Source organism: Lysobacter enzymogenes, assembly GCF_017355525.1.
Taxonomy (GTDB): domain Bacteria; phylum Pseudomonadota; class Gammaproteobacteria; order Xanthomonadales; family Xanthomonadaceae; genus Lysobacter; species Lysobacter enzymogenes_C.
Genome location: NZ_CP067395.1, coordinates 2,437,288 through 2,464,178, shown reverse-complemented (window position 1 = coordinate 2,464,178; position 26,891 = coordinate 2,437,288). Strand labels below are relative to the sequence as shown.

The following is a 26,891-nucleotide window of genomic DNA, read 5'->3' as shown; positions in this document are numbered from 1 at the left end:
CACTATGCCGCAACTGCGCGCGCGCACAACCGGGGCGGCGCGGAACACAGCCTAAAGTAGTAGTGCGGCGCCGGCGCGGGCGGTGCTAGAAACCCTGCAGCAGTGTTGCAGGATCGGTTTTCATGTCGGTTTTTCAGCGGTTTTCCGGTGTTTTTTTCCGTAGTTCGTTCACGCGCCGAGTGTGCGTCCTGTCGCTGGCGGCGCTCGCCGCCGCGCCGGCCGCGGCTGCCGAATTCGAGTTGGCCGACGGCCGCATCCAGGGCCAGTGGAACCTGCGCGCGGTCGCCGGCACCGCGGTGCGCACGGGCAAGGCCCAGCCGCATCTGCTCGGCAAGGGCTACGCCTCCGACGGCCGGCCCAAGGGCGGCACCGGCGCCGACACCGCCGACGACGGCAATCTGAACTTCGGCCGCGGCGATGCGTTTTCGAGCCTGTTCAAGATCGTGCAGTCGGTCGACCTCAAATACCGCGACGTCGGCGTCAACCTCAGCGCGCGCACCTGGTACGACGCCACCCTGGACCGGCGCGAAACCCGCCAGGGCAACGTGCCCAACGGCTTCGATCCGTCGGCGCCGCTCAGCGACGGCGGGTTCTCGCGTTCGAACAAGTTCTCCGGGTTTCTCTGGCTCAACGCTTATGTCTACGGACATCTCAAGCTCGACGACGACAGCGCGCTCGACGTGCGCGTCGGCAAGCAGGCGGTGAAGTGGGGCAGCGGGTTGTTCTTCAGCGGCGTCAACCAGATCAACCCGGTCGACTACACCACGTTGCGCCGGCCCGGCACCGACGCGGCCGGCGAGGCGCAGATTCCGGTCGAGATGCTATGGGCGAAGTGGACGCTGGATTCGAAGCTGAGCCTGGAAGGGTTCTGGCAGTGGAACTGGCGGCCGTCGGAGTACGACCCCTGCGGCACGTTCTTCTCCGGCAGCGATCTCGGCATCGAGCGTGGCTGCGCCGGCATCCAGTCCAACGCCTACTACCCGATCAACAGCGCGTCCGCCGACGCGGGGCGCTGGCTCAGCGACGGTTTCATGCAGTCGATGGGCGCGATCCTGCCGCGCGACCGCGACCGGTACGGCAGCGACCGCGGCCAGTACGGCCTGTCGCTGCGCTATCGCGACGAGGCCAGCGGCCGCGGCTGGGGCGCGTACTACCTGCGCATCAACTCGCGCGCGCCGTACCTGGACGCGACCACCATCGACGCGGCGCGCACCGATCCGGGCCTGGCGCCGCGGCTGATCGCCGCCGGCGTGCCCGCGGCGTACGCGCAGCTGTCGGCGCGGCTGTCGACCATCCGCGAGATATGGGAATACCCCGACGATGTGCGCATCTTCGGCCTCAGCGCCGAAACCCGCTGGCGCGGTTGGAAGCTCGGCGCCGAGCTCTCGCACACCCGCGGCCAGCCGGTGCAGCTCAACACCGCCGACATGTTCCGCGCCCTGACCAGCAGCGGCGGCCCGATCGGCGCGCGCAACGCGGTGCTGGCGCCGGGCGCGGTGCTGCGTGGTTACGACCGGGTCGACAAGGATCAAGTGCTGCTGAATTTCCAGCGCAGCTTCGCCGGCGCGTTCGGCGCGCAGCAGGCGACGCTGGCGGGCGAAGTGGCGTACAGCTACGCGGACTTGCCCGCGCTGAGCCAGGCGCGCTATGGGCGCGGCTTCCATTGGGGGTTTTCGCCGCAGGGTTACGGCGGCGTGTGCCCGCCGATCCAGAATCCGCGCGGTTGCGTGGACAAGGGGTTCTATACGCGCAACGCCTGGGGCTATCGCTTGCGCGCGCAGCTCGACTATGCGGTCGGCGCGGACTGGACGGTTTCGCCGAGCCTGAGTTTCGGCCATGACGTGCGCGGGTTCGCGGTCGACAATCAGTTGGTCGAGGATCGGCGGCAGTTGACGCTCGGGTTGTCGGCGAAGTATGCGAAGCGGTACTTCGCCAGCGTGAGCTACACCGATTACGCCGGAAGCGCGCGTTACGATTCGTTGGCGGATCACGATTACGCGAGTCTGGCGGTAGGCGCGACGTTCTGAGGCGACGCCCCCTTGCTGTCATTCCCGCTGTGGCGGTTGCGATGGGTGCGGAAGTTGCGGCGTAGTCGTCGTGGCGCGGTCGCGGCTTGCGCCGCTCCTACAGTCGGGCACGAAACTTCAAGATCGTCATTCCCGCGAACGCGGGAATCCAGGGCTCTCGTGCGAGAACGCTCGAAGTCCTGGATTCCCGCTGTGGCGGCCGCGATGGGTGCGGAAGTTGCGGCGCAGTCGTCGTGGCGCGGTCGCGGCTCGCGCCGCTCCTACAGATGGGGCCGGTGTACGGCCTCAGCGGCGCCAGCCTTCGATCTCGCCAACGCTGATGCGGCCGTCGGCGTTCGCATCGACGGCGAGGAAGTTCGCGCTCAATGCGCCATGCGCGCGCGATTCCTCGCGGCTGATCGAACCGTCGCCGTCGACGTCGAGCGCGGCGAAGTTCACGCTGCGGCCGTCGCTGGGCGGAGCGATCACCCGGTCCGGCAACTGGTTGGCTTCGGCGGTCGCCGCAGCGGCGGCGCGCGCGACGCTGCCGGCGTCGGCGGCGACCGCGTTCGCGGTGCGCGCTTCGTTCATGGCGGCGCGCGCCTGCACCGCGGCGCCGGCGGGGTTGCTGCCCGAGACCGCGGCGGCCTGCGCCGAACGCGCTTCGTCGGCGGCGCGGATCGCCTGCCGGGCGGCGCTCTGCGCGTCGACGGCGGCGCGTTGGGCCTGTTGCGCGGTGGCCTGCGCGGCGATCGCGCCGCGCTCGCTGATCGCGCCTTGCTCGCTGGTCTGCACCGCGGCGGTGGCGGCGAGTCCGGCGCTGGCGGCGCTGTCGCGGGCCTGGCTGGCGTCGGCGGCGGCGACGTCGGCCTTCTCGACCGCGTCGTGTTTGGCCTGCACTTTCGACGGCACCTGCGCGGCGGCGCTGCCGGCGGACAGAGCCGCGGCCATCGCCAAGGCGAGCAGGGCGTTGCGCTGGATCGCGTGCTGACGCATGGGGGTGAACCTCGCGCTGTGGGGACGCAGGCGACGCTAAACCCGCTGCGATCAAACCTTCGTTAATCGGTTCGCGATTGCCGCAACGCGCGATGAACGCGGCGCTGCGCCGACGACGATGAGCGAGCCGCGCGCGTTGCGTTTGCGCTCAGCATTGTCGCGTCGGCATGAAGGCCGCGACGTTCGCCGCCGGTGCGCGCGACATGCAAATGGATTCCGGTTTTCCTCGCGACGAGGCGGGTGCGCGAACGGTCCCGGTTCGGCGCCGGGCCGCCGCGGCTCGACGCGACGCCGCGAACAGCGTCTTCGCAACGAGGCGAGTGCGCGAGCGATCTTGGTTCGACCCCGGGCCGCCGCCGCTCAACGCGTCGTCGCGAACACCGTGATCTCCTCGCGGTCGTGATACAGCTGGCGCGCGCGCACGATCAGCGGCCGGTGCGCCTGATGCTCGAACGCTTCCAGGCACACGCGGGTTTCTTCCCAGCGCTTCTTCATCGGCAGCTTGAGGTTGAAGATCGCCTGCCGGCACCAGTTCTCGCGGAACCAGGTGGCCATGCGCTCGGCCACGCGCGCCGGCGACTCGACCATGTCGCAGACCATCCAGTCGAGCGTGCGCTTGGGCTGCCAGGTGAAGCCGTCGGCGCGCAGGTGGTCGACCCGGCCGCTGTCGAGCAGGGCCTGGCGCAGCGGGCCGTTGTCGACCGAAGTGACCTTCATGCCGTTGCGCATCAGCACCCAGGTCCAGCCGCCCGGCGCGGCGCCGAGGTCGGCGGCCTGCATGTTGTCGCGCACGCGGCGCTCGCGCTCGTCCGGGTCGAGCAGGGTCAGCAGCGCTTCTTCGAGCTTCAGCGCGGAGCGGCTCGGCGCGTCGGGGTGCATCTTCAGGCGCGGGATGCCGAGCGGCCACGGCGCGCTGTCGTGCGGTTCGGACATCGCCAGCACCGCGTGGTCGCCGGCCAGGAACACCACGTGCAGGCGCGGCCGGCGCGGGTCGTCGTTCTTGCTGAGCCAGCCGGCCTTGCGCAGCGCCGGGCGCAGCGCGTTGCCGAAGCTGCGCGCGAGGCCTGCCAGCGGTTTGCCTTCGTCGGAGTCGGGATGCTCGACCCACAATTCGCCGAACATCGACACGTTGAGGCCGGCGCCGCCGACCGCGTCGAGCGCGGCCAGCATCGGCGCGATCCGGTCGCTCGGGTCCAGCCCGCGCAGGTCGGCCAGCCGCACCAGCTTCTGCCGGGCGAAGATCAGCTTCGACCACGGCAGCGCGCGCGAGGCGGCGGCCGCGTCTTCGAGCACGAACTCGACGTAGCCGCTGTTGCGCTGGGTGCGCGCGTAGCCGGGGTGGCCGGCGAGCGCAGCGCGTTCGCTCAGTTCGGCGGCGAGCTCGGGTTCGAACCCGGCGCGGCACAGGCAGAACAGGGCGGAGTCGGTCATGGGGCAGCTCGCGGTGATGTGGGAAGAATGAAGCACAGGCGGCCGCCGCGGCGTCAACCCGCGGCAGGGCCGGCCCGCGGATACGGGCGTGCGGCGGTTACGCGCGGCGACGATACGGCGAGAGCGGCGCAGCGGTCGGGCGGGATCAGCGCGCTGCGCCGCTCTCGCCGTATTGTCGCAGCACTTCGCAGGCCGCCTCGCGATGGATGTCGCGGCGCACGACGATGCCGCGTCGTTGCAACTCCTCGGCCCAGTCCGCCGGCACCGGGCCGTCGTCGATCCCGGCCAGACGCACCACGTCCTGCCTGCGCGCGCCGATCAGCATCGTGCCGATGCCGGCCAGGACGCTGGCGCCGCAGCACATGCCGCACGGCTGCGCCGAGACGGCCAGGGTCTTGCCGGCCATGCCGCCGAGCCGGGAATGCCGGATCGTGCGCTGCGCGCACAGGAAGGCCATCGTCTCGGCGTGGGCCATCGGGCAATCCTGCGCCGCAGCGCAGTCGACGCCGACCGCGACCACGTGCCCGTGGATGTCGAACACCGCCGCGCCGAACGGGCCGCCGGTGCGCTGCGCGAGGTTGCGCCGCGACAGATCCACGGCCAGCGCGACCTGATCCTCATCGCTGAGGTAGCGGCGCGAGCGGTCGACCGCGGCGTCGATCCAATCCGGCAGCGCCAGTTCCGCTTGGGTGAACATCTTCCAGATCTTCATGCCTGCGTGCCGATGCCTGCCGTTCGCCGCGACGCCGCGCGGCGGACGCCGCCGTCAGTACGAAACGCCGCTCTCGCCGTACTTGCGCAGCACCTCGCACGCGGCCTCGCGCTCGAGGTCGCGGCGCACGGCGATGCCGCGGCGTTCCAGCTCGCCGATCCAGTCCGCCGGCAGCGGGCCTTCGTCGAACTCGGTCAGGCGCATCACGTCTTCCGAGCGCGCGCCGATCAGCAGGTTGTTGATGCCGGCCCAGAAGCTGGCGCCGTAGCACATGCAGCACGGCTGGGCCGAGGTGGCCAGGGTCATCGGCCCGAGTTCGTTGAGGCGGAACTGGCTGACCGCGGTCTGCGCGCACATGAACGCCATCATCTCGGCGTGGGCGACCGAGCAGTTCTGCGGCACGACCCGGTTGACGCCGACGCCGACCACGCGGCCGTGGCCGTCGAACACCGCCGCGCCGAACGGGCCGCCGGTGGCGAGCTCGACGTTGCGCCGCGACAGCTCGATCGCCAGCGCGACCTTTTCCTCGTCGCTGGCGTAGATGCGGGTGCGGTCGACCGCGGCGTCGATCCAGTCCGGCAGCAGCAACTGCACCTGCCGGGTCAGCGGGTTGGGGATTTTCGGACTCATGCCTGCGGACTCATTCCTTGCTCGCCCAGGTATCGCGCAGGGTCACCGCGCGGTTGAACACCGGCTTGTCGGCGCGGTGGTCGTAGCGGTCGGCGACGAAGTAGCCGACGCGTTCGAACTGGAACGCCTGCTCCGGCGCGGCCTGCGCGGCCGACGGCTCGACGTAGCCGACGACGGTGCGGCGCGAATTCGGATTCAGATGGTCCTGGTAGGTCTTGCCGTCGCTGTCGTCGTCCGGCGCGGCGACGTCGAACAGGCGGTCGTACAAGCGGATTTCCGCCTCGACCGCATGGCGCGCGCTGACCCAGTGGATGGTGCCCTTGATCTTGCGGTCGGCGCCGGCCATGCCGGGACGCGATTCGGGATCCAGCGTGCCGCGCAGTTCGACGATCTTGCCGCTGTCGTCCTTGACCACTTCGTCGCAGCGCAGGATGCCGGCGCCGCGCAGGCGCACTTCGCCGCCGGGGATCAGGCGCTTGAAGCCCTTCGGCGGGACTTCCTCGAAGTCCTCGCGCTCGATCCACAGCTGGTTCGAGAACGGCACCTGGCGCGAGCCGAAGCTTTCGTCCTTCGGGTGGTTGGAGAAGTGCAGCGATTCCTCGTGCGCGTCGTCGAGGTTGGTGATGACCAGCTTGAGCGGATCGACGACCGCCATGCGCCGCGCCGCGGCCGCGTCGAGGTCTTCGCGCAGGCAGCCTTCCAGCACCGAGTAGTCGATCACCGAGTTCTGCTTGCTCACGCCCAGGCGCTCGGCCCACAGCCGGATCGACGCCGGGGTGTAGCCGCGGCGGCGGATGCCCTGCAGGGTCGGCATGCGCGGGTCGTCCCAGCCGTCGACGAGCTTTTCCTGCACCAGCACCATGAGCTTGCGCTTGCTCATCACGGTGAAGTTGAGGTTGGCGCGCGAGAATTCGATCTGGCGCGGAATCGCGGCTTCGTTCGGCAGGCCCTTGGCCAGCAGCGGCGCCAGCAGCTCCGGCGAATTCGGCAGGTCGACCTTGCTCACGCACCAGTCGTACAGCGGACGGTGGTCTTCGAACTCCAGCGTGCACAGCGAGTGGGTGATGCCCTCGCAGGAATCGCTGAGCGAGTGGGCGAAGTCGTACATCGGATATATCGGCCAGGCGTCGCCGGTGTTCTGGTGGGCGACCTTCTTGATCCGGTACAGCGCCGGGTCGCGCAGGTTGATGTTGCCCGAGCTCATGTCGATCTTGGCGCGCAGGGTGCGCGCGCCGTCGGCGAACTCGCCGGCGCGCATGCGCGCGAACAGGTCGAGGTTCTCCTCGACGCTGCGGTCGCGGTACGGCGAATTGCGGCCCGGCTCGTTGAGGCTGCCGCGGTAGGCGCGCACTTCCTCGGCGCTGAGGTCGCAGACGAAGGCGTCGCCCTGGCGGATCAGCTTCTGCGCGGCCAGGTAGAACAGGTCGAAGTAATCCGAGGCGTGGCGCAGTTCGGCCCACTCGAAGCCGAGCCAGCGCACGTCGTCCTGGATCGCCTCGACGTACTCGGGGTCTTCCTTGGCCGGGTTGGTGTCGTCGAAGCGCAGGTTGCAGCGGCCGCCGAACTCGCGGGCGACGCCGAAGTCCAGGCAGATCGCCTTGGCGTGGCCGATGTGCAGGTAGCCGTTGGGCTCGGGCGGGAAGCGCGTGCGCACCGTTTGGTGCTTGCCGCTGGCCAGGTCGTCGCGAACGATCTGACGGACGAAATCCTGCTTCTGCGCGGGGGCGGCATCGCTGGGATGTTCGGGGGCAAGGCGGGACGGATCGGCGGACATGCGGCGCGGCATCTTCGAAAATGAGAGAAACGGGAGTTTAGCCGGTGCGGCGGCCGCTTGCCTGGGCGGGCGGTCCGGCGGCCGCGTGGGCGCGGCTTTGCCGGAGCGGCCGGTTGGCCCGGCCGGACCGGCCGCGCAGCGGTTTTCGCCCGATTTCACCGCGCCGGTATGACGAAAGTGGATACGCCCGGCGCGCTTTTGCGGCGTATGCTGGCGGCGACCCCGCCTGGCCTGCCGGCCGAAGGACGCGACGATGCGAGTCGTCTACGAAGCCGCCCATCTGATCGACGCCCATCTGGTCCGCCATGCGCTGGAAGACGCCGGCATTCCGGTGTTCCTGCGCGGCGAGGCGCTGATCGGCGGGATGGGCGAGCTGCCGCTGTTCGGCGCGGTCCAGGTGTGCGTGCCGGATGCGGCCTGGGCGCAGGCCGACGGCGTGGTCCGGGAACTGGCCCTGGGCGACCCGCCGGCCGAACCGGACCCGTACGCGGCGATGCCGCCGCCGGCGTGGCTGCCGGCCTGAGCGGCGCCCGCGCCGCTCGCCCGGGCGCCTGAGGCGCGCCGGGCGCCCGCGATTCCGGCCTGAGCCGCGGATCGGGCCGGGACCGCCCCGGCATCCACCACCCAACCCAACCTCGCGCGCCCGCAGCGGCGCGGCCGGCGCAGCGCCGGCCGCCGCGACGGACGCGCCGCCCGCGCCGAGACGCGGGCGAACCACCGGAGTCCGAGCATGTCCCGCATCGATCGACGTTCACAGCGGAGGCGCGCATGAACGCCTCCGTCGCCACGCCTTCGTCCAACAACGCGCCGCTGTTGCAGATGCTGCTCGGCGCCAGCGTCATCAGCAGCTCGGCGGTGTTCGTGCGCTGGGTCGGGATCGGCCCGGGCGCTTCGGCGTTCTGGCGCATGGCCCTGGCCGCGATCATTCTGCTGGTGCTGCTCGGCCGGCCGTGGCGGCCCGGACGCCTGCGCACATGGCGGCCGCAGCCGCGGGTGCTGGCGCTGGTGATGCTCGGCGCGGTGTTCCTGGCCTTCGACCTGTGGATGTGGCACCGCTCGATCGTCTACGTCGGCGTCGGCCTGTCGACCTTGCTGGCGAATTTCCAGGTGTTCGTGCTGGCCGGCGCCGGTGCGCTGTTCCTCGGCGAACGCGCCGGCTGGAAGCTGTGGGTCGGGCTGTGCCTGGGCCTGGTCGGGCTCGGCCTGCTGCTGGCGCCGGGCTGGGAGCACATGGACGCGCGCTTCCGCCTCGGCGTGTTCTTCGGCCTCGCCGCGGCGCTGGCCTACGGCGGTTTCCTGCTCGCCTTCCGCGCCGCCCAGGCGCGCCGCGGCGAGACCCCGAACGAGGCGCTGCAATGGTGGCTGTGCATGGGCTGCGTGCTGGTGCTCGGCCTGACCGTGCCGCTCGGCGGCGAGACCATGTGGCCGCAGACCGCGCACGACTGGCTGATCCTGACCGCCTATGCCGCGATCGCCCAGGTGCTCGGCTGGCTGGTCATCGGCCGGGCGATGCCGCTGCTGCCGGCCGGCATCGTCGGCCTGTGCCTGCTGTTGCAGCCGCTGCTGGCGTATGTGTGGGACGTGCTGATCTTCCATAAGCAGCTTGGCGGGCTGGAACTGCTCGGCATCGCGCTGTCGCTGGCCGGCATCTTCCTCGGCCTGGCGCGCGGCGATCAGCCGCTGTTCGCGCGCAAGCCGTCTTGACGCCGCGCGCCGCCGCGAACCCGCACAATCGCGTGCATACCCCCTTTGCCACCGACGATCCCATGAGCGATTCCCTGGTCCCGATCCAACGCCTGATCCGCAGCGTCGCGGATTTCCCCAAACCCGGCGTCACCTTCCGCGACGTGACCCCGCTGCTGGCCGATGCCGGCGGCTTCGCCCGCTGCATCGACGCGCTGGCCGAGCCCTGGCAGGGCAGCGGCGTGCAGGCGGTGTGCGGGATCGAATCGCGCGGCTTCATCTTCGGCGCGGCGCTGGCGCAGAAGCTGCACGCGGGCTTCGTGCCGCTGCGCAAGCCCGGCAAGCTGCCGCCGCCGCTGGTGACGGTGGAGTACGAACTGGAATACGGGCGCGACAGCCTGCAAGCGCGCAGCGATGCGCTCAAGCCGGGCGAGCGCACCTTGATCGTCGACGATGTGCTGGCGACCGGCGGCACCCTGGCGGCGGCGCGCGAGCTGGTCGAGCGTCTGGATGCGGTGCTGGTCGGCGCCAGCGTGCTGATCGAATTGCCGGCGTTGAACGGGCGCGCGCGCTGGAGCGGCGAGGCGCCGGTGCATTCGTTGCTGCGTTATTGAGCGCAGTTGCGGCGCGAGCGTGAGGGTGCGTGGTCGCGGCTTGCGCCGCTCCTACAGGTAGGCCCGGCGCGATCCGATGCCCGACGCGTGCGTCGCGGCGATCCGCGCAACCACGCGCCGGCGCCGACGCCCGCCGCAGCCGGTTCTTACAGCGTCCCGTCCCACGCTTCGGCGTGCGATCTGGATTGCGGGCCCAACAGCGACGCTATGTCGGGCCAGGTGCCCAGCGTCCTGCCCTTGGCGATCAGGCCCTCGATCAAGCCCGTTGCGATCCACACGTCCAATCCGCCCGAGGTCCCGCGCATGGCCCGTTCGACGAGATCGAAGATGCCGCTGCTGCGCAGGACCTCGCGATCGGTTCGGGCCAGGCGGTCGCCGATCGCGGCATACAGGATCGTGCCCGGAACCTTCTGCGGCGCCCAATCGTCGATTTGGTCTTCGATCACCGTCGCCAGATCGGGCAAAGCCGCGATCGCGGCGCTGAGGAACGTCTCGGAGGAGAGCGGCGGCTGGGTCACGCGGGTGCTTCCTCGGTTCGATGGCGTTGTGCGCGCCGGGTCACAGCGCGCACTAGCGCTGCGAACCGAGCTTACGGCTTGCCGCAACTATACCGATCCACGTCGATGAACCCGTTGCGCTGAGAAATCTCGTGGTCGTAGCAGCCCTGCGTGCCATAGCTGCGATGGCGCTGGACCGAATGCCCCGTCGCATGCCGCTCCGGCCGCGGCACGCCGTAATTCCAGCCGGCTTCGCCTTCGAACGTGTTGCGCTTGACCTGCGCCAGCGCCGGCTGGCCCAGCCCCGGCGTTTGCAGCCGGTCGGCGTGGTCGAAGATCTTCATCGTGGTGACGATGCGCTGCGCGCTGCCCGACGGCGTCACGCTGATCGCGCCGTCGAAGCCGAAACGCTGGGCGAACGTCGACACGGTCGGCAGGCCGCGCCCTAGCCGGCTGACGGTTTCGGTGTCGTTCCATTGCGCCTTGATTCCGTCGGGGTTCTCGTCCGCGCCCCAGCTGTGCAGGCCGTTGTTGCCGACGATGCGTTCGACCGTGGTGTATTCGCGGCCCTTTGACGTATCGACGTAGCCGCTCGCGCGCAGGCGGTGGCCGCCGCGGGTGTCGACCTGGAAGGTTCCGTCCGGGGTCGCGCTGTACTTCGATTGCGCCGCCAGCGGCGTCAGTTCGTAGCTCAGCAGGCGCCCGCCGGTGACGCCGCGGCGCGCGTCGGTCCAGGCTTGCAGGTTCGGCTGCAAGGTCCAGCCCGAAGCGCCGTCGGGCAGGTTGGCGACGCGGAACCGGACTTCATGCGCGCGGCCGTCGCCGACCAGGCCGATGAAGGGCGTGAGGTCGTAGCGGATCGGCTCGATGTTGAACGCGCGCGGCGCCGGCAGCACGTACCACAGGAACGGGTTCGACCAGCCGCCGGTGTAGATGTGCGGATACGGCATGGCGATGCCGGCGACGCGGCCGTCGATCAGCACCTGCACTTCGCGGTACGGCCCGTGCTGGGCGGTGCAGGAATAGTTCGCTTCCGGCGGCGCGGTGAAATACCAGAACTCCTCGCAGCCGCCGCCGGAACCGGTGGCGTAGACCTCGCCGACCCAGCGCGTGGCGTTGGCCGGCAAGGTGTAGTCGCCGACCAGGTCGCCGCCGTCGCGGCGCGCGTTGGCCAGCGGCGCGACCGCATCGGCGCTGTCGGCGGCGGGGTTGCGGCGGTCGGCGTTGTAGAACACGACCCGCGCCTGCACGTAGATCACCCCGGTGTAGGTGTCGTTGACCACGTTGCCGAGCGCCATGCGCACCTGCTGCGGCGTCTTCAGCAACGCGGCGTAGCCGCTGAGGTCCTTCTCCACATGCCAGCCGATGCCGTCGCGCGAGGGCTCCGGCGTGCTGGTCGAAAACACGGTGACGCCGCCGATTTCGAGATGGCCGAGGCGGTCGTACTGCACGCCTTTGACCTGTCCGTCCATTTCCAGCACCACCTTGCTCCACGGGCCGGGGCAGGCCGCGGGCGGGGCGACGTTGCCGAGGTGCCATTCGAAGTCGGCGAACGCGGTGTCGAGGATCTCGACCGTGCAGCTGCGCGTGTGCGGCCGCGCGACCGGCGGGTCGGCGGTGCGCGGGTCGTCCCAGTCGCTGCCGAATTCGTCGGCGGCCAGCGCCGGCGCGGCGTTCAGGCACAGCAGGGCCAGGGCGAGCGCGGACAGGCGCGCGCGGCGGCGCGCGGCGCGGGTCGGGGCGGGAGCGGGGCGTGCGGGCATCGGGGCATCCTCGGCGGTGGGCGGGGCAGCGGGCGGGGGACGCGCGCGGCGGGCGGCGCGGCGGGCCGCCGTCGAGCTTCCCGCCCGCGGCGCGCGCGGACAAGCCGCGCGGCGGCGCGCGAACCTTGAATCCTGCGACCGGCACCGCATTTCATTGGCACGGCGGCGATCCCGCCACACCCCGCACACGGAGGCAGACGATGGCCGGTTCCTTCATCCCCGGTATTGGCGCGTTCAAGCAGCGCATGCCGCAGCGCGAAGACGCGCTGTCGGGCCGCGCGACGCCGATGCCCTTGCACAACGCCCACTTCGTCACCGGCGCCAAGCTGCGCGATGCGTATCCGGGATTGGCGCGGGTGCAGTTCGGCCTGGGCTGTTTCTGGGGCGCGGAACGCAAGTTCTGGTCGCTGCCCGGCGTGGCGGTCACCGCGGTCGGCTATTCCGGCGGCTACACCCCGAACCCGACCTATCGCGAAGTGTGCAGCGGCCAGACCGGCCACACCGAAGCCGTGCTGGTGGTCTACGATTCGGCCAAGATCGGCTTCGACGACTTGCTGAAGGTGTTCTGGGAAAGCCACGACCCGACCCAGGGCATGCGCCAGGGCAACGACGCCGGCACCCAGTACCGCTCGGCGATCTACTGCGAGGACGACAGCCAGTACCAGGCCGCGCTGGCCAGCCGCGACGCGTTCCAGGCCAAGCTGCGCGAGGCCGGTTTCGGCGAGATCACCACCGAAATCACCGCGCCGCCGGCGCCGGAGTTCTATTACGCCGAGGACGATCACCAGCAGTATCTGGCGAAGAATCCGGGCGGTTATTGCGGGCTCGGCGGCACCGGGGTGAGTTGTCCGGTGGGGTTGGGCTGAAGCTCGGGATTCGGGATTCGGGATCCGGGATTCGGCGAAACGAGCGGGTCGCGGCTTTGGCTGACAGGCCTTGGGACTTTTTGAATCGAGTCCCAAGTCGCGCCTCGTGCCCTCAAGCGAACTCGCGCGCGAACATTCCGCGCATCTGCGCAATCCCGTCCGCCTGCTCAGGCACCACCAGGCGCAGGCACGCTTCGGCGAAGGACACCGGCGCGCTGCCGGGCGCGGTCACGATGCCGCCGGCGCTGACGCAGGCCTGTTCGCGGTAATGCGCTTGCCCGCGGTAGCCGGGCACCGCATCGAGGTAGCCGGGTTCGTTGCTGGTGTGGCCGCGCTCGTTCAACAGCCCGGCCGCGGCCAGCGCGCGGGTGCCGCCGCAGATGCCGGCGATCGCGCCGCCGGCCGCGGCGCGCGCGCGCAGCGCCGCGACGATCGCCGCCGGCGCCGGCGCTTCGTCCCACAGCGGGCTGCCGGGCACGACCCACAGTTCGGCGTCGGCCGGATCGAGCTCGTCGAGGCGCCGCTGCGGCTGCAGGCTCAGCCCGCCCATCGTGGTCAGCGGCGCGGCGTCGAGGCTGACGCTGACCACGTCGATGCCGAACCACGCGTGCGCGGCGCCGAGCAACGGGCCGTATTCCCAATCGGCGGGACGGTCGATCATCACTGCGACGATGCGCTGGGTCATGCGGGCGGGTCCTGTGCGTGAGGACGCGCATGGTCGAACGCGCCCGCGCGCGCCGCCAGTGACGGCCGTCAGCGTCGCGCGCGCGTTCGCGCAGATGCGCTCGCCGCGAGCGCCCGCGCGCTCAGCGCACCTGGATCGCGCAGGCGTAGACGATCTCGCACGCGCCGGCGCCGGTGTCGTCGCGGGTCAGCGAACTGGTCGCGTCCCAGCCGCGCTTGGAGTCGATCCGCACCAGCCAGCCGTCGACGCGCACGCGCGCGTCGGCGCGGGTACGCTTGAGCTCGCGCGCGACCTGCGCATCGGCCGGGATGATGTGCAGGTTGGCGCTGGAACGTAGAATTTCCTGCATCGGAATCGGCGGCTCCTGGTCCCAGTAATACGTCACGAAACGCACTTCCTGTTTGAAGCGCATGCGCGCCACCACCGCGTCGTCGTCGAGGCGGCCCCAACCGACCGCCAGATCGGTCGGCGCGAAATCGGCCAGGCGGTCGGCGCGGTAATCGCGCCGCGACAGCACCCGCGCGTCGATGCTGAAACCGGCCAGCGGCGTCAGCGTGCCGGCTTCGAGCCGGAACGGCCGCAGTTCGCCGGGCACCGCGGTCTGCAAGGGTTCGGCGCCGGCGGCGACCAGCGGCGGCGGCAGGCACGGTTGGGCGAAGCCGGGCATTTGCGCCGGAAACGGCAGCGCGCGCGGCGAAATCGGCGAATACCACCAACCGACCGCGCACAGCGCCAGCGCCGCGGCGATCCATTCGCGGCGCAGCTCGATCACCGCGCGCCCGCGGCCGGCTTGCGCTTGCCGGTGGGGTTGCCGGGCGGCTGCAACAGCGCGGCCGGCAGCTTGCGCAACTCGTCGGCCAACTGCATCAGGAACTCCGACATCGCCGAACTGCGCCGCCACAGCATGCCGATCTGCCGGTGCGGCGCCTTGCCGTTGAAGCGCAGCAGGCGGATGTCGGGCGAGTTCGGCACCGGCGGCTGCACCGCGAGCGTAGGCAGCAAGGTGATGCCGACGCCGGCGGCGACCATCTGCCGCAGCGTTTCCAGGCTGGTCGCGCGGAAGCCGTCGCGTTCGTCGGCGCCGGCCATGCGGCATACGTCGAGGGCCTGGTCGCGCAGGCAGTGGCCTTCTTCGAGCAGCAGCAGGTGCTGGTCGTCGAGATCGTGCAGGTCCAGCGCGTCGCGCGCGGCCATCGGATGCTGCTGCGGCACCGCCAGCATGAAGGGTTCGTCGAACAGCGGTTCGACGTGCAACTGGTCGTCGTGGATCGGCAGCGCCAGCAGGCCGGCGTCGAGGCGGCCGTCGCGCAGGCGGGCGAGGATCTGGTCGGTCTTTTCCTCGACCAGCAGCAGCTCCAGGCGCGGGAAGCGCTTGCGCAGGTTCGGCACCACATGCGGCAACAGGTAAGGGCCGAGGGTCGGGAACAGGCCCAGCCGCACCGTGCCGGCCTCCGGATCCTGGCTGCGGCGCGCGATCTCGCTCATCTGCTCGACATCGGCGATGACCTTGCGCGCGCGCTCGGCGATGTCGCGCCCGACCGGGGTCAGCATCACCCGCCGCGGCGCGCGTTCGACCAGCGAGACGCCGAGCTCGTCCTCGAGTTTCTTGATCTGGGTCGAAAGCGTGGGCTGGCTCACGAAGCTGGCCGCGGCGGCGCGGCCGAAGTGCTTGTGATCGGCGAGGGCGACCAGATATTTGAGGTCTCGAAGGTTCATCGCTCGGCTGTCAATTGAAGATGGCTATCGGCATAATAGGAACAATTCATTTCAGTAATCAATTGCTGTAGCGCAACATAAGCGTCCTAAGGTTGTGCCTCCGCTGCACCCCCCTTCCTTCACCACCCTCCCATCCCATCCAGGAGATACCCGCATGCTTTCGATCGGCGAGAAGTTCCCGAAATTCAAGGTCAAGGCCACCGTCGGCATCGACAACCTCGACACCGCCTTCGCGGACATCGACAACGACACCTACAAGGGCAAGTGGCTGCTGGTGTTCTTCTACCCGAAGGACTTCACCTTCGTCTGCCCGACCGAGATCAAGGGCTTCGGCGACCTGAACCAGCAGTTCCTGGACCGCGACTGCCAGGTGCTGGCCGCGTCCACCGACAGCGAGTTCGTCCACCTGGCGTGGCGCAAGGACCACAAGGACCTGCGCGACCTGCCGTTCCCCATGCTGGCCGACATCAAGAAGGACCTGACCTCGGCCCTGGGCATCCTCAGCGAAGACGGCGTCGCCCAGCGCGCCACCTTCCTGGTCGACCCGGAAGGCATCATCCGCTTCGTCTACGTCACCGACGGTTCGGTCGGCCGCAACCCGCAGGAAGTGCTGCGCGTGCTGGACGCCCTGCAGACCGACGAGCTGTGCCCGTGCAACTGGAACCAGGGCGACAACACCCTGAAGGTCGCCTAAGCCGCAAGGCGCCCGGCGCCGGCCGCCCCCGAACGGCGGCCCGGCGCAGGGTTTCGACCTCGGGACGTTCGTCCCGCGGCGCCGGATTCCGTGACCCGGCGCCCCCTCGGTTCTCCCTGCGCCGCCGGTTCGCGCCGGCAGCGCAGTCTTCTTCGGCACTACCCCGCATGCGGCCGGTCGCACCGGCCTCCCTCCCCTCCGTGCGGGTGCCTGCAGCCGGGGTTCGCCCCGGCTGTTTTTACCTCGCTGCAAGCGCGGCCGCTGCGTTTACGCCCAGATCGAGTTCCCAGCCAGCCGTGCGCCTGCGCACGCCCGCCAGGCGCTTGAGCGCGCGCATCGCGGCCGTCCCCCGATTCGAGAATTCCAGGAGCTTTCCGATGAGCCTTACCGATCTTCGCAATTCGCTGCCCGATTACGCCAAGGACCTCAAGCTCAACCTCGACAGCGTGCTCAGCGACGCCGGCTCGCAGGGCCTGGACGCCAAGCAGATCCGCGCCATCGCTCTGTCGTGCGCGATCGCTTCGCGCTACAAGCCGCTGACCGAGGCGATCGAAGCCTTCGCCGCCGAGAAGCTGTCGGCCGAGGAAATCGCCGGCGCCAAGGCCGCGGCCGCGGTGATGGGCATGAACAACATCTATTACCGCGCCACCCACCTGATCCAGAACGAGGAGTACGGCCAGCTGCGCGCCGGCCTGCGCATGAACGTCATGGCCAACCCGGGCATCGACAAGATGACCTTCGAACTGGCCTCGCTGGCGGTGTCGGCGATCAACGGCTGCGGCGCCTGCATGGACTCGCACGAGAAGGTGCTGCGCAAGCACGAGATCAGCGCGCAGGGCGTGCAGAGCGCGCTCAAGATCGGCGCGGTGGTGCATGCGGTGGCGGTGGCGCTCGAACAGGCCTGAGCCGCGCGCTTAAAAGTTGGATGGTGGTAGGGGATCGCCGGTGGCAACACCGGCGATCTTTTTTTTTGCCTGTAGGAGCGGCGCGAGCCGCGACCGCGACAACGCAACGATTGCGCGAGTTTCGGCGTAGTCGCGTTGTCGCGGTCGCGGCTCGCGCCGCTCCTACAGGGGGCATCGTGGCTACGACGCGGTTCAGCGCACCTCGAACTCGTAAATCCGCGTGGCCGGATCGCCGTTCTGCGTCGGCGTGGTCACGTTGAGCTTGATGTAGCGCGCCGAGGTCGCGCCGATCGCATGGGTCGAGGTGTTGCCGCTGTTCGCCGTCACCGACACCGGCGTGCTCCAGCTGCTGCCGTTGGTCGAGGTCTGGATGCTGAAGGCCTTGCTGTTCCAGCTCGCCGACTCGCCGCCGGCGCCGGCGTGCTTGACGGTGAAGCTGCTGACCGTCTGCGCCGAACCCAGGTCGACCTGCAGCCACGCCGGCGAGGCCAGCGAGCAGAACTTGTCGGTGTTGCCGCCGGAGACGCTGCCGTTGACCGCCTTGGCCGCGCTCTCGTTGCTGTTGCACGCGGCCGAGCTGGTGGTCGGCTTGTTCAGCGCGAGGTTGACGTTGCCGGCGCCGACCGAAACGGTCGAGGTCTTGGTGTTGCTGGCGCCGCCGTTGTCGGTGACGGTCAGGCCGACGGTGTAGTTGCCGGCGCTGGCGTAGGCGTGCGACGGGTTGGTCGCGGTCGAAGTCGAGCCGTCGCCGAAATTCCAGCTGCGCGAAGCGATGCTGCCGTCGGCGTCGCTGGAGGAATCGCTGAAGTTCGCGGTCAGGCCGTTGACGGTCACGCCGAAGTTGGCCACCGGCGCGCTGTTGCCGCTGAGCGCATTGTTGATCGCCGCCGCGTACTGCGCGCTGGTGCCTTGCGCCGAGCACTTCTGGATGTCGTCGTACAGCCACAGGAAGCCGCCGTTGATGCCGGCGCTGGTCTTCCAGCCGGCCATGCGGGTTTGCACCGAGGCGGGACTGTCGCCGGCGGTGCAGCCGCTGCCGTGCTTGGTCCACAGGCCGGGCATCACGGTCATGCCCATCGCGGTGTTCCAGTTGGCCGGGTCGTTGCCGGCGCCGCCGTCGTAGACCTGCAGGTAGATGCGGTCGACCGAGGCGCCGAGGTTGTCCTTCACGCCTTTCCAGAAACTCTGGTTGGTGTACGGCGCGAACGTGATCTTGTAGCCGAGCGCGACCAGCATCTGGCCGAAGGCGGTGGTGTCGGCGACGTTGTAGTGGCTCTCGTCGTCGAAGTTGACCGCGTCGGCGCCGGTCGCGGTCTTCAGCGCCTGGAAGTTGCGGTACAGGATGCTGGTGCTGCCGGTGCCGCAGACGAGGGTGCTGCCGCAACCGGCCGCGGTGCCGTTGGCGAGCTTGGCCATGCGTTCGAAGTCGGGCACGCCCCAGGCGCCGATCGAGACTTCGACCCGCTTGACCGAGGTCGGCGCGGTCTTCAGCGAGGCCAGCCGCGCCGGCCAGTCGGCGTCGCTGCCGGTGTAGGCGCCGTTCTTGACGATAGGGATGTCGTTGTAGACCAGGTCGCCGTTGTCCTCGATGTGGATGCTCCACAGGAACACGGTGGTGAAGCCGGAGGACTTGAGGTCGTTGATGACGGTCTGCCCGCCGGAATAGAACGGGCCGCCGCCGAAGATCGCCGATTCGGCGGCGGACGCCGGCGCGGCGAGCGCGGCCAGCGACAGCGCCAGGGCGCGCAGGCGCCAGCGGCGCGAACGGTCGGCAACGGTGGAATGCGGAGTCGGCTTGGGCATGGTGCGATTCCCTGCGGTGGGCGTCGGCGAAGACGCGGCGGTGGGCGGGCGGGAGCCGCGCGCGCCGTGTTCGCGCCGGCCTGTCGCCGGGGCGGCGACGAGGCGACAGTGCGAGCGGGAATTTCCCGGTGTCAACGTTTAGATCGATTTAAACAACGCAAAAACGTTTAACCGCGCGGGCGCGGCGAAGTTTTTCCCATCCGATCAAGCCACTGCGCGCGCTGCGGCGGCGAAGCGCGCTGCAGCGGCTACGGCGACGCAGGCACCGGTCGCCGTTGCGCCGCAGCACGAGCTTGCGCGAACGCCGCGCGCGGGCGGCGCGCGGCGCGGGGTCGCGGCCGCGAGCGACGCTCAGGCCGCGTCGCCGGTTCGTGTCGTCAGGCCGCGTCGTCAGGCCGAGTCGATCAGGCCGCCGCGCGACAGGCCTCGGCGCGGTCGAGGTCGCGGCGGTACAGCTCGTCGCGCTGCATCGCCTTGTGGATCTCGGCGCGGTTCTCGTAATGCTCGGGCTGGCCGTCGTCGAGCGCGATGACCCGGTCCATGTCGGCCAGCGCGAGCGGATAGTCGCCGCGCCCGTAGTGCAGCACCGCGCGGTTGACCCGCGCGGTCACCGAGTCGGCGGCCAGGGCGATCGCGGCGTCGTAATCGGCCAGCGCGGCGTCGGCGTCTTCGAGCTGCTCGTGGATCTCGGCGCGGATCTGATGGATCTCCGGCTGCTGCGGGTTGAGCTCCAGGCTCAGCGCGAAGCTGGCCAGCGCCGCCTCCCAGTCGCCGAGATGGGACTGGCAGACGCCGCGGTTGAAGTGCACTTCCGGATACGGCGCGCTGTAGCGGATCGCCAGTTCGTACTGGGCCAGCGCGTCCTCGTAACGGCCCTGGCGCTGCAGCAGGTTGCCGCTTTCGTTGTAGTACTCGGAGTAGTACGGATCCATCTCGATGGCTTTGCGGTAATGCGCCAGCGCGTCGTCGGCGCGGTCGAGCATCACGTAGACCTGGGCGGCGTTGTACTGCAGCACCGAGCGGTGCAGGGCGTGGCGGGCTTCGCCGAGTTCGCGGGTCAGCAGGCCGTAGCCGCTCTCGCACAGCGCCAGCGCTTCGGGCGCGCGGCCCTGGCGCACGCGCAGGAACGCCAGGCCGTTGTCGATGAACACCCTCAGGAAGGTCTGGTCGGCGTCGTCGATGCGGCCGCGCGCGGCGGCGATGTCCTGCGCGGCTTGCAGGATGTAGCGCTCGGCCAGGGCGATGTCGGGCTTGCGCGCGTAGCGCAGGTGGATCATCGACAGCAGGTAGTGCATCTTCGCGCGCAGTTCGATCCGGGTCAGATGCGGCTCGGCGCGGGTCAGGATCAGTTCCAGCGCGCGCTCCTGCTGGCCGGAACTGACCAGTCCCTGGAAGATGTTGCCGATGTAGTTCCAGCGCGCGTCCTGGTCGTCGCCGACCATGTCCTCGAAATGCGCCAGCACCGCGTCGGCGAAGCTGGCCGACTCGTGGTAATAGCCGTAGTGGTTGCTCAGGCACAGCGCGCGCAGCGCGGCGCGCGCGGCCAGCGCGTCTTCGCCGCGGGCGCGGTGGTAGGCGATCAGCGCCGGCGCGTGGATTTCCCAGGCCAGAGGATCGCCGCGTTCGAGCTGCGCGTGGACCGCGACGTAACCCGCCTCGTCGAGCGCGACCGGCGGCGTCGGCGCGGCGCCGTCGTCGGCGACGGGCTCGGCCGACAGGCCCGGCGCGCGTTGCGCGAGCGCGGCGGCGTCCAGCGCGCTGTACGCGACCACTTCGATGCCCGCGTCCGCGCCGCGCCGCGCCAGTTCGGCGAAGAAGCGCGCGGCCAGATGCTCGGCGCGGTCGTAGCCGTACGCCGCGACCCGCCACGGCTGCTGCGGCGCGAGCGCGCGCTTCCAGTCCAGCATCAGCCCGACCAGCCCGTGCACCAGCCGGTAGGCGCGGTCGAGCGGGAAATTGCGGGTGCGCTCGGCATCGTGCGCGGTCTCGGTCAGGCAGGCGTACTTGAGCGCGATGCGGTCGCGGTGGCGCGCCAGCGCCATGTGCAGTTCGGGGTTGTGCGCGTCGATCAGGTCCTCGCGGCCGCGTTCGCCCAGTTCGCGCCACGCCGCCTCGGCCAGGTCGGCGATGCCGGCCCAGGTGCCGCCGTGGCCGAAGTCGGCGTCGATGGCGAAGCGGCGCGCGGGCGCGCCGGCGGGCGCGGCGGCGCCGGGCGGGCGCAGGCGCAGCGGCGCGGCGGTGGGCGCGAGGGCGTCGGCGGCGAGGTTCATCGCAATCTCCTTATGCGGAATGTCGTTTCGGATTCGAAGGAACGGCTCAGCGCCGGCGCAGCCACAGGTACATGCCGGCGGCGAACAGGGCCACGGAAATGGCCGCGAACGCGGTCGCGTCGAGCGCCGCGGCGCGGGTCGCGGCCGGGCTGGCGAAGATGTCGTAGGCGCGCACGATGTAGCGGGTCAGGGTCGGAATCAGCACGAACGCCAGCAGCGCCAACGCGGAAACCCGCCCGGCCACCCACAGCAGCGAGAACGCGCGCAGCACGCCGAGGTTGCGCGGCACCAGCGCGCCGGGCGCGGCGGCCGCGCCGATGCGGCCGCCGCTGAAACGGTGCAGGCGGTCGCGCAGGTACAGCCGCGCCTGCTGGTCCAGGTCGGGATGGCCGAAGTAGTTGCACACCACGTAGTAGAAGTCGGTGCGCAGGAAGATGTTGAGCTGCCACGACAGGGTGATCAGCAGTTGCAGCACCAGCGCTTGCAGCAGCTGCACCACGAACGGATCGCCGCCGCGGTCGAGCAGCCAGCCGACGGCCAGGCTCAGCAGGGCGATGTTGAGCACGTCGACCATCATGCCCGCCAGCAGCGGCAGATAGCGTTGGCGCCGCGGCAGCGACAGGATGCCGGTCAGGTCGGCTTCGGCGACCAGATCCCACAGGCGGTTGCCGATGCCCAGGCGCGAGTTCACGCCGTAGCGCGCCGCGGCCAGCATGTGGCCGAGCTCGTGCAGCATGGTGGTGACGAAGTACAGGCCCAGCAGCGCGACCAGGGTCAGGGTCAGGTGCTGTTCCAGGTAGAAGGCTTGCAGGTTCGGGCGCAGGCGCGGGTCGATCCAGGCGCTGTAGCCGGCGTAGGCCAGCACGCCGAGGTACGCGACCAGCGTCGCCGGCGAGAACAGCGCGCGCGCCAGCGCGGTGTTGCCGCGGAACGACAGGCGGCGGTCGCCGGCGGCGGATTCTTCGAGCCGGCGCTGGTAGGCGTCGCGCTCCTGCGGCGGCAGGATGAAGCCGATGTCGCGCAACTGGGCGACGAAATCGTCGACGTCGAGAGTGTCTTCGAGCGCGACCGCGCCGCCGGCGTCGCGCGCGCCGAGCGCGCGCTTGATCGCGCCGACGCTGTCGCCGGCCTGCAGCCGCTCGACGATGCGCAGGCCGTCCTCGGGAAACTCGTAGAACTCGCCCAGCTCGGCGTTGCCGATGTAATAGGCGTCGCCCTCGCGCTGCACCGACAGCGGGATCACGTAATAGGTCTGGTCGTCGCTGTTCGCCATCGCGGGGCCGTCGGGTTGCGGTGCTGCGCAAGCGGGCCGGCGATCGCTCGCCGGCCCGCTTCCTCACGTCGCGCACGACGCGAGCGCGCCACACCGCCGCCGCGGCCCGCTTGCGCGGATGCGGCAACGAAGCCGGGATGGAAGGGGATCCGCCCGTCCCTGGCGGCACTCGGTCATGCGCACGCCGGGTGTGCGGCCGCGTCTCGACGCGGCCGGTCGCCGGCGCGGCTCAGGTCACAGGCGCGGCCAGGGGAGGCAGAACCAGATCGGATAAGCGGCGACCGAGGTGGTCTTCAGCTTCTGCACTTTCAGGATCGAAATCTTCTTCATGAGAAAAACTTCCTGGTTGAGTTGAAAGCGACGCCCGCTTGCGCGGACGGAGCATGCTCCCGCAGCATCGGCCGCGAAGCCGTGCTGCGAGCGGACATCCTCGCCGTCTTGGCTATCACGAATCTTTTTCGGCTGACAACACGTGGCTTCGAATCGTCTTCTTTGCGCAATTCGACAGTTCGATTTGGTGACGCCGCTGCGGTTTTTTGTTCAAATTTGTGATCGGTTCGATGCGTCGGCCTTGCCGGTTTTTCGCAGCGGCTCCCTTTGGAATACGTCATGAAACGGGTAATTGATTTTTTTTGTTGCAATGCGCAATGCGTCTGCGACGGAGTCGGGCCGAAAAGCGCAAGCGCAGCTGGCGCCGATCGAGGCGTCGAATGAGCATCGACGGCGCGGCGCCGGTCCGGGTCGGCGAACTGCTCAAGCGCGCGCGCAGCCGGGTCGAGGCGGCCGAGGCCGAACTGCTGCTGGCCGCGGCGCTGCGGCGCCCGCGCAGCTGGCTGTTCGCCCACGACGACCACGTCCCCGACGCGGCCGCGCTGGCGCAGTTCCACGACTGGCTGGCGCGCCGCGAGGCCGGCGAGCCGGTGGCCTATCTGCTCGGCCGCCGCGGTTTCTGGCGCTTCGACCTGCAAGTGAGCCCGGCGACGCTGATCCCGCGGCCGGAGACCGAGCGGCTGGTCGAACTCGCGCTCGAACGGCTGCCGGCGCAGGCCGAATTGCGCCTCGCCGACCTCGGCACCGGCAGCGGCGCGATCGCCCTGGCCCTGGCGGTCGAACGGCCGCGCGCGCGGGTGCTGGCGGTCGACGTCAGCGCCGAGGCGCTGGCGGTGGCGCGCGCCAACGCGCTCGAACTCGGATTGGGCAACGTGGAGTTCCGTCACGGCGACTGGTTCGCGCCGTTGGCCGGCGAGCGGTTCGACCTGATCGCGAGCAACCCGCCGTACATCGAGGCGGCCGATCCGCACCTGGAGCAGGGCGACCTGCGTTTCGAACCGGCCGGCGCGCTGGCCTCCGGCCGCGACGGGCTCGACGCGATCCGGGTCATCGCCGCGCAGGCGCCGGCGCATCTGCATCCCGGCGGCTGGCTGTTGATCGAACACGGCTGGGAGCAGGGCGCGGCGGTGCGCGCGCTGCTGGCGGCGGCGGGATTGAGCGAGGTCGCGACCGAGCGCGACTGGGAGCAGCGCGACCGCGTCAGCCTCGGCCGCCGGCCGGGCTGAACATGTGCGGCCACGGCGCCGCGTTCTGAACCGCGCGCACTGGGAACCGCCGAGCCGGGTCGGCGAATGCCGGCCCGCCAGCCCAGGCCCCAACTCCGGCCCGCCGACCCGAACCGCCGCGCCCGGCACCGACCGCCCCGGCGCGGCCGGCTAAACTGCGCGCATCCCGACTGCGAGGCCCGCGATGCGCACGCTCTATCCCGAAATCGAACCCTTCGACACCGGCACGCTCCAGGTCGACGACCGCCACAGCCTGTATTACGAGCAGTGCGGCAATCCCGAGGGCAAGCCGGTGGTGATGCTGCACGGCGGCCCCGGCGGCGGTTGCAGCGCCAAGATGCGCCGCTTCCACGACCCGGCCAAGTACCGCATCGTGCTGTTCGACCAGCGCGGCAGCGGGCGCTCGACGCCGCACGCGGACCTGGTCGACAACACCACCTGGGATCTGGTCGCCGATATCGAGAAGCTGCGGGTCAAGCTCGGCATCGAGCGCTGGCAGGTATTCGGCGGTTCCTGGGGTTCGACCCTGGCGCTGGCCTATGCGCAGACCCATCCGCAGCGCGCCACCGAGCTGGTGCTGCGCGGCATCTTCATGCTGCGCCGCTGGGAACTGGAATGGTTCTACCAGGAAGGCGCCTCGCGCCTGTTCCCCGACGCCTGGGAGCATTACGTCGACGCGATCCCGCCGGTCGAACGCCACGACCTGATCAGCGCGTTCCACCGCCGCCTGACCAGCGAAGACGAGAAGACCCGCCTCGACGCCGCGCGCGCGTGGAGCGTGTGGGAAGGCGCGACCAGCTTCCTGCACGTCGACGACGACTTCGTCAGCGGCCACGAAGACGCCCAGTTCGCCCTGGCCTTCGCCCGGATCGAGAACCATTACTTCGTCAACGGCGGCTTCTTCGAAGTCGAGGAGCAGCTGCTGCGCGACGCGCACAAGATCGCCGACATCCCCGGCGCGATCGTGCACGGCCGCTACGACGTGGTCTGCCCGGTGCAGAACGCGTGGGAACTGAAGAAGGCCTGGCCGAAGGCCGAACTGAGCATCACCCCGGCCTCGGGCCATTCCGCGTTCGAAGCCGAGAACATCGACGCGCTGGTGCGCGCGACCGACAAGTTCGCCTGAGCGCGGCGCGATGCGATCCGCACGCGGATCGCATCGCGGCCGGGGCCCGTTGTACCCGCGCGCGAACGCAAACCTCGTGGTCGCCGCTCCTGCAGGAAGCCTCCTGTAGGAGCGGCGCGAGCCGCGACCGCGACAATCCAACTACGGCGCGAGTTGCGACGCGAGCGGAAACCCCGCGGTCGCAGCTCGCGCAGCTCCTACAGTCGGACTGCGCGGCAGTTCGTCACCGCGCCGGCGACCCGTCCGGATTGCGCTCGATCATCCACAACCCGGCCCACAGCTTAAGGTCGAGCTCGTAGCCCTCGGCCTGCTTGCCCATCAGCCACGCCGGCGCGTCCGCGCGCGGGACTTCGTGGACCAGGATGTCCTCGCCGGCGACGCCGCCGCCGGGGCCGACCCGGCGCAGGTCGGTCGCGCGCACGAAGGCGATGCGTTCGCTGCTCATGCCGGCCGACGTCGGGCCGGTCAGCAGCACCTCGACCTTGCCGGGCTCCCAGCCGGTTTCCTCGACCAGTTCGCGCGCGGCGGCCGATTCCAGGGTGTCGTGGGCGTGGTCGTCGCCGACCAGGCCGGCCGGCATTTCGATGGTGCGGGCGTTGAGCGGCACCCGGAACTGTTCGACGAACAGCACGTTGTCGGCCGGGGTGACCGCGACGATGATGACCGCCATGCCCTTGCCGTGGGTGCGTTCGGCGTATTCCCAGTGGCCGCGCCGCATCATCCGCAGCCATTGGCCGTTGTAGATGGTTTCCACGGGGTCGTGCTGGGCCGAATGATCTTGGGGTCGGGCGTCTGCGGTCATAGCGGTCCTCGCCGGTGGCCCGCAGCCGCGGCGGCGGGCGATAGTGGAAATTCGGAATCGATGCGGGCGCGCCGTGCGGATCCGCGCCGGCGCGCGGGCGGAACGCGCGTTGCGCGCACTCCGCGGGAAGACCTGGATGCTACGACGGAACCTGTGACGCAGCGAAGTCGAGCCCGACCGCCGTGTACAGCCGGCGCCGGGTCATCGGGCCGAAGCGCAGGCGGTCGCACAGCGCTTGCAGCGTCTGCGCGTCGGCTTGGCCGCGGCGGTAGTGGCCGCCGTCGTCGGCCAGCGGCGCGTCCAGCGCGATCGTGGTCAGCTGCCGGCACAGCAGCGCCTGCTCGCGGTGCGCGCGCAGCTTGGCCGCGGCGCTGGCGGCGCCGCGCAGGCGCAGGAACGGGACTTCCTCGACCCGCGCCAGCAGCGCGTCGAGGCTGCCGAAATGGCCGAGCAGGGCGGCCGCGGTCTTGGCGCCGATGCCGGGCACGCCGGGAATGTTGTCGACCGCGTCGCCGCACAGCGCCAGGTAGTCGGCGATCTGGGTCGCCTGTACGCCGTGCCGCTCGGGCACGCCGGCGGCGGTCCAGCGCAGGCCGCGGGCGAAGTCCCATTGCTCGTCGGCGGCGTCGAGCAGCTGCGACAGGTCCTTGTCGGCCGAGACGATCACGCCGCGGTAGCCGTGCCCGCGCATGCGCAGCAGCGCGCTGCCGATCAGGTCGTCGGCCTCGTACTGCACGTCGGCCAGCACGCTCAGGCCCAGCGCCGAGCACAGCGCCTTGCAATGGCCGAACTGGCGCTTGAGCGCGTCCGGCGCGGGTTCGCGGTTGGCCTTGTAGGCCGGGTAGAGCGCGTTGCGGAAGCACGAGTCCAGCGCTTCGTCGAACGCCACCGCGATGTGCTGCGGCCGCTCGCGCTCGATCAGTTCGAGCAGGAAGCGGGCGAAGCCGTGCACGGCGTTGCTCGGCCAGCCTTCGGCGTCCTGGAAGTCGTCGGGGATCGAATGCCAGGCGCGGAACACGTACAGGCTGGCGTCGATCAGATAGACCGGCGTGAGCGCGGCGGCGGCGTTCGAAGTCATGCGCCCATTCC

The 26,891-nt window shown here is 70.3% G+C and carries 24 protein-coding genes; 9 read left to right on the top strand and 15 right to left on the bottom strand.

Translation table 11 applies throughout. The annotated features are described in order from the left end of the window. Nucleotides 1-179 precede the first annotated feature (179 nt). Nucleotides 180-2,027, top strand: a complete 1,848-nt coding sequence (locus tag JHW38_RS10265; RefSeq protein ID WP_207525806.1) for a DUF1302 domain-containing protein — start codon at nt 180-182, stop codon at nt 2,025-2,027. 285 nt (nt 2,028-2,312) lie between these two features. Here JHW38_RS10265 and JHW38_RS25505 read toward each other — a convergent pair whose 3' ends face one another. From JHW38_RS25505 to JHW38_RS10240, 5 genes are all read right to left on the bottom strand, one after another. After that, nucleotides 2,313-3,002, bottom strand: coding sequence for a hypothetical protein (locus tag JHW38_RS25505; RefSeq protein WP_242691311.1), 690 nt, complete (start codon nt 3,000-3,002; stop codon nt 2,313-2,315). Between the two features lie 360 nt (nt 3,003-3,362). Continuing rightward, on the bottom strand, nt 3,363-4,433 hold the full coding sequence (gene rlmM, locus JHW38_RS10255) for a 23S rRNA (cytidine(2498)-2'-O)-methyltransferase RlmM (protein ID WP_207525805.1): 1,071 nt from the start codon (nt 4,431-4,433) through the stop codon (nt 3,363-3,365). 145 nt (nt 4,434-4,578) lie between these two features. Beyond that, nucleotides 4,579-5,145 (bottom strand): nucleoside deaminase, encoded by a 567-nt coding sequence (locus JHW38_RS10250; RefSeq protein ID WP_242691310.1) that lies wholly within the window; start codon nt 5,143-5,145, stop codon nt 4,579-4,581. 54 nt (nt 5,146-5,199) lie between these two features. Beyond that, the gene (locus JHW38_RS10245) at nt 5,200-5,775 is read right to left on the bottom strand and encodes a nucleoside deaminase (protein ID WP_207525804.1); all 576 of its coding nucleotides are present in this window, start codon (nt 5,773-5,775) and stop codon (nt 5,200-5,202) included. 10 nt (nt 5,776-5,785) lie between these two features. Beyond that, complete coding sequence (locus JHW38_RS10240) at nt 5,786-7,549, bottom strand: glutamine--tRNA ligase/YqeY domain fusion protein (protein ID WP_207525803.1); 1,764 nt, start codon at nt 7,547-7,549, stop codon at nt 5,786-5,788. A 253-nt stretch (nt 7,550-7,802) separates the two neighbouring features. On the opposite strand from JHW38_RS10240, the gene JHW38_RS10235 reads away from it, so the two are divergent. The 3 genes from JHW38_RS10235 to JHW38_RS10225 all read left to right on the top strand — a co-directional run bounded on the left by JHW38_RS10235 (nt 7,803) and on the right by JHW38_RS10225 (nt 9,846). Continuing rightward, nucleotides 7,803-8,072: a DUF2007 domain-containing protein gene (locus tag JHW38_RS10235; protein WP_207525802.1), complete on the top strand. Its 270-nt coding sequence runs from the start codon at nt 7,803-7,805 to the stop codon at nt 8,070-8,072. A 245-nt stretch (nt 8,073-8,317) separates the two neighbouring features. Then, nucleotides 8,318-9,253: a DMT family transporter gene (locus JHW38_RS10230; protein ID WP_207525801.1), complete on the top strand. Its 936-nt coding sequence runs from the start codon at nt 8,318-8,320 to the stop codon at nt 9,251-9,253. Between the two features lie 62 nt (nt 9,254-9,315). Continuing rightward, on the top strand, nt 9,316-9,846 hold the full coding sequence (locus JHW38_RS10225) for an adenine phosphoribosyltransferase (protein ID WP_207525800.1): 531 nt from the start codon (nt 9,316-9,318) through the stop codon (nt 9,844-9,846). A gap of 146 nt (nt 9,847-9,992) precedes the next feature. Here the strand turns inward: JHW38_RS10225 and JHW38_RS10220 are convergent, their stop codons facing one another. Both JHW38_RS10220 and JHW38_RS10215 read right to left on the bottom strand, forming a co-directional pair. Next, nucleotides 9,993-10,364: a hypothetical protein gene (locus JHW38_RS10220; protein ID WP_207525799.1), complete on the bottom strand. Its 372-nt coding sequence runs from the start codon at nt 10,362-10,364 to the stop codon at nt 9,993-9,995. 71 nt (nt 10,365-10,435) lie between these two features. Next, nucleotides 10,436-12,106, bottom strand: coding sequence for a peptide-N4-asparagine amidase (locus JHW38_RS10215; RefSeq protein ID WP_207525798.1), 1,671 nt, complete (start codon nt 12,104-12,106; stop codon nt 10,436-10,438). Between the two features lie 215 nt (nt 12,107-12,321). On the opposite strand from JHW38_RS10215, the gene msrA reads away from it, so the two are divergent. Then, the gene (msrA, locus tag JHW38_RS10210; RefSeq protein WP_207526325.1) at nt 12,322-12,972 is read left to right on the top strand and encodes a peptide-methionine (S)-S-oxide reductase MsrA; all 651 of its coding nucleotides are present in this window, start codon (nt 12,322-12,324) and stop codon (nt 12,970-12,972) included. 112 nt (nt 12,973-13,084) lie between these two features. Here msrA and JHW38_RS10205 read toward each other — a convergent pair whose 3' ends face one another. The 3 genes from JHW38_RS10205 to oxyR all read right to left on the bottom strand — a co-directional run bounded on the left by JHW38_RS10205 (nt 13,085) and on the right by oxyR (nt 15,373). Next, on the bottom strand, nt 13,085-13,657 hold the full coding sequence (locus tag JHW38_RS10205; protein ID WP_207525797.1) for a DJ-1/PfpI family protein: 573 nt from the start codon (nt 13,655-13,657) through the stop codon (nt 13,085-13,087). A gap of 121 nt (nt 13,658-13,778) precedes the next feature. Next, complete coding sequence (locus tag JHW38_RS10200) at nt 13,779-14,429, bottom strand: hypothetical protein (protein WP_207525796.1); 651 nt, start codon at nt 14,427-14,429, stop codon at nt 13,779-13,781. Continuing rightward, the gene (gene oxyR / locus JHW38_RS10195) at nt 14,426-15,373 is read right to left on the bottom strand and encodes a DNA-binding transcriptional regulator OxyR (protein WP_207525795.1); all 948 of its coding nucleotides are present in this window, start codon (nt 15,371-15,373) and stop codon (nt 14,426-14,428) included. Before oxyR ends, JHW38_RS10200 begins: the two co-directional genes overlap by 4 nt. A gap of 154 nt (nt 15,374-15,527) precedes the next feature. Between oxyR and JHW38_RS10190 the strand changes: the two genes are divergently transcribed. After that, on the top strand, nt 15,528-16,067 hold the full coding sequence (locus tag JHW38_RS10190) for a peroxiredoxin (RefSeq protein ID WP_057948623.1): 540 nt from the start codon (nt 15,528-15,530) through the stop codon (nt 16,065-16,067). 377 nt (nt 16,068-16,444) lie between these two features. Further along, nucleotides 16,445-16,972, top strand: a complete 528-nt coding sequence (locus JHW38_RS10185) for a carboxymuconolactone decarboxylase family protein (protein ID WP_091802742.1) — start codon at nt 16,445-16,447, stop codon at nt 16,970-16,972. 192 nt (nt 16,973-17,164) lie between these two features. Here the strand turns inward: JHW38_RS10185 and JHW38_RS10180 are convergent, their stop codons facing one another. The 3 genes from JHW38_RS10180 to JHW38_RS10170 form a co-directional block, all read right to left on the bottom strand. After that, entirely contained in the window at nt 17,165-18,775 is a 1,611-nt protein-coding gene (locus JHW38_RS10180; RefSeq protein WP_207525794.1) for a PKD domain-containing protein, read from the bottom strand. A gap of 404 nt (nt 18,776-19,179) precedes the next feature. Continuing rightward, the gene (locus JHW38_RS10175; RefSeq protein ID WP_207525793.1) at nt 19,180-21,045 is read right to left on the bottom strand and encodes a tetratricopeptide repeat protein; all 1,866 of its coding nucleotides are present in this window, start codon (nt 21,043-21,045) and stop codon (nt 19,180-19,182) included. Between the two features lie 46 nt (nt 21,046-21,091). Then, a complete protein-coding gene (locus JHW38_RS10170) occupies nt 21,092-22,318 on the bottom strand; it encodes a hypothetical protein (protein ID WP_207525792.1) in 1,227 nt (408 codons plus the stop codon). A gap of 710 nt (nt 22,319-23,028) precedes the next feature. Here JHW38_RS10170 and prmC point away from each other — a divergent pair. Both prmC and pip read left to right on the top strand, forming a co-directional pair. After that, a complete protein-coding gene (prmC, locus tag JHW38_RS10165) occupies nt 23,029-23,874 on the top strand; it encodes a peptide chain release factor N(5)-glutamine methyltransferase (RefSeq protein ID WP_207525791.1) in 846 nt (281 codons plus the stop codon). Between the two features lie 184 nt (nt 23,875-24,058). Further along, nucleotides 24,059-25,000: a prolyl aminopeptidase gene (gene pip, locus JHW38_RS10160; RefSeq protein WP_207525790.1), complete on the top strand. Its 942-nt coding sequence runs from the start codon at nt 24,059-24,061 to the stop codon at nt 24,998-25,000. A 223-nt stretch (nt 25,001-25,223) separates the two neighbouring features. On the opposite strand, the gene JHW38_RS10155 is transcribed toward pip, so the two are convergent. Then, nucleotides 25,224-25,802, bottom strand: coding sequence for an NUDIX hydrolase (locus tag JHW38_RS10155; RefSeq protein WP_207525789.1), 579 nt, complete (start codon nt 25,800-25,802; stop codon nt 25,224-25,226). 139 nt (nt 25,803-25,941) lie between these two features. Beyond that, nucleotides 25,942-26,880 carry a 5'-3' exonuclease gene (locus JHW38_RS10150; protein ID WP_207525788.1) on the bottom strand — a complete coding sequence of 313 codons (939 nt, stop codon included), beginning with the start codon at nt 26,878-26,880 and terminating at the stop codon, nt 25,942-25,944. Between the last annotated feature and the right edge of the window lie 11 nt (nt 26,881-26,891).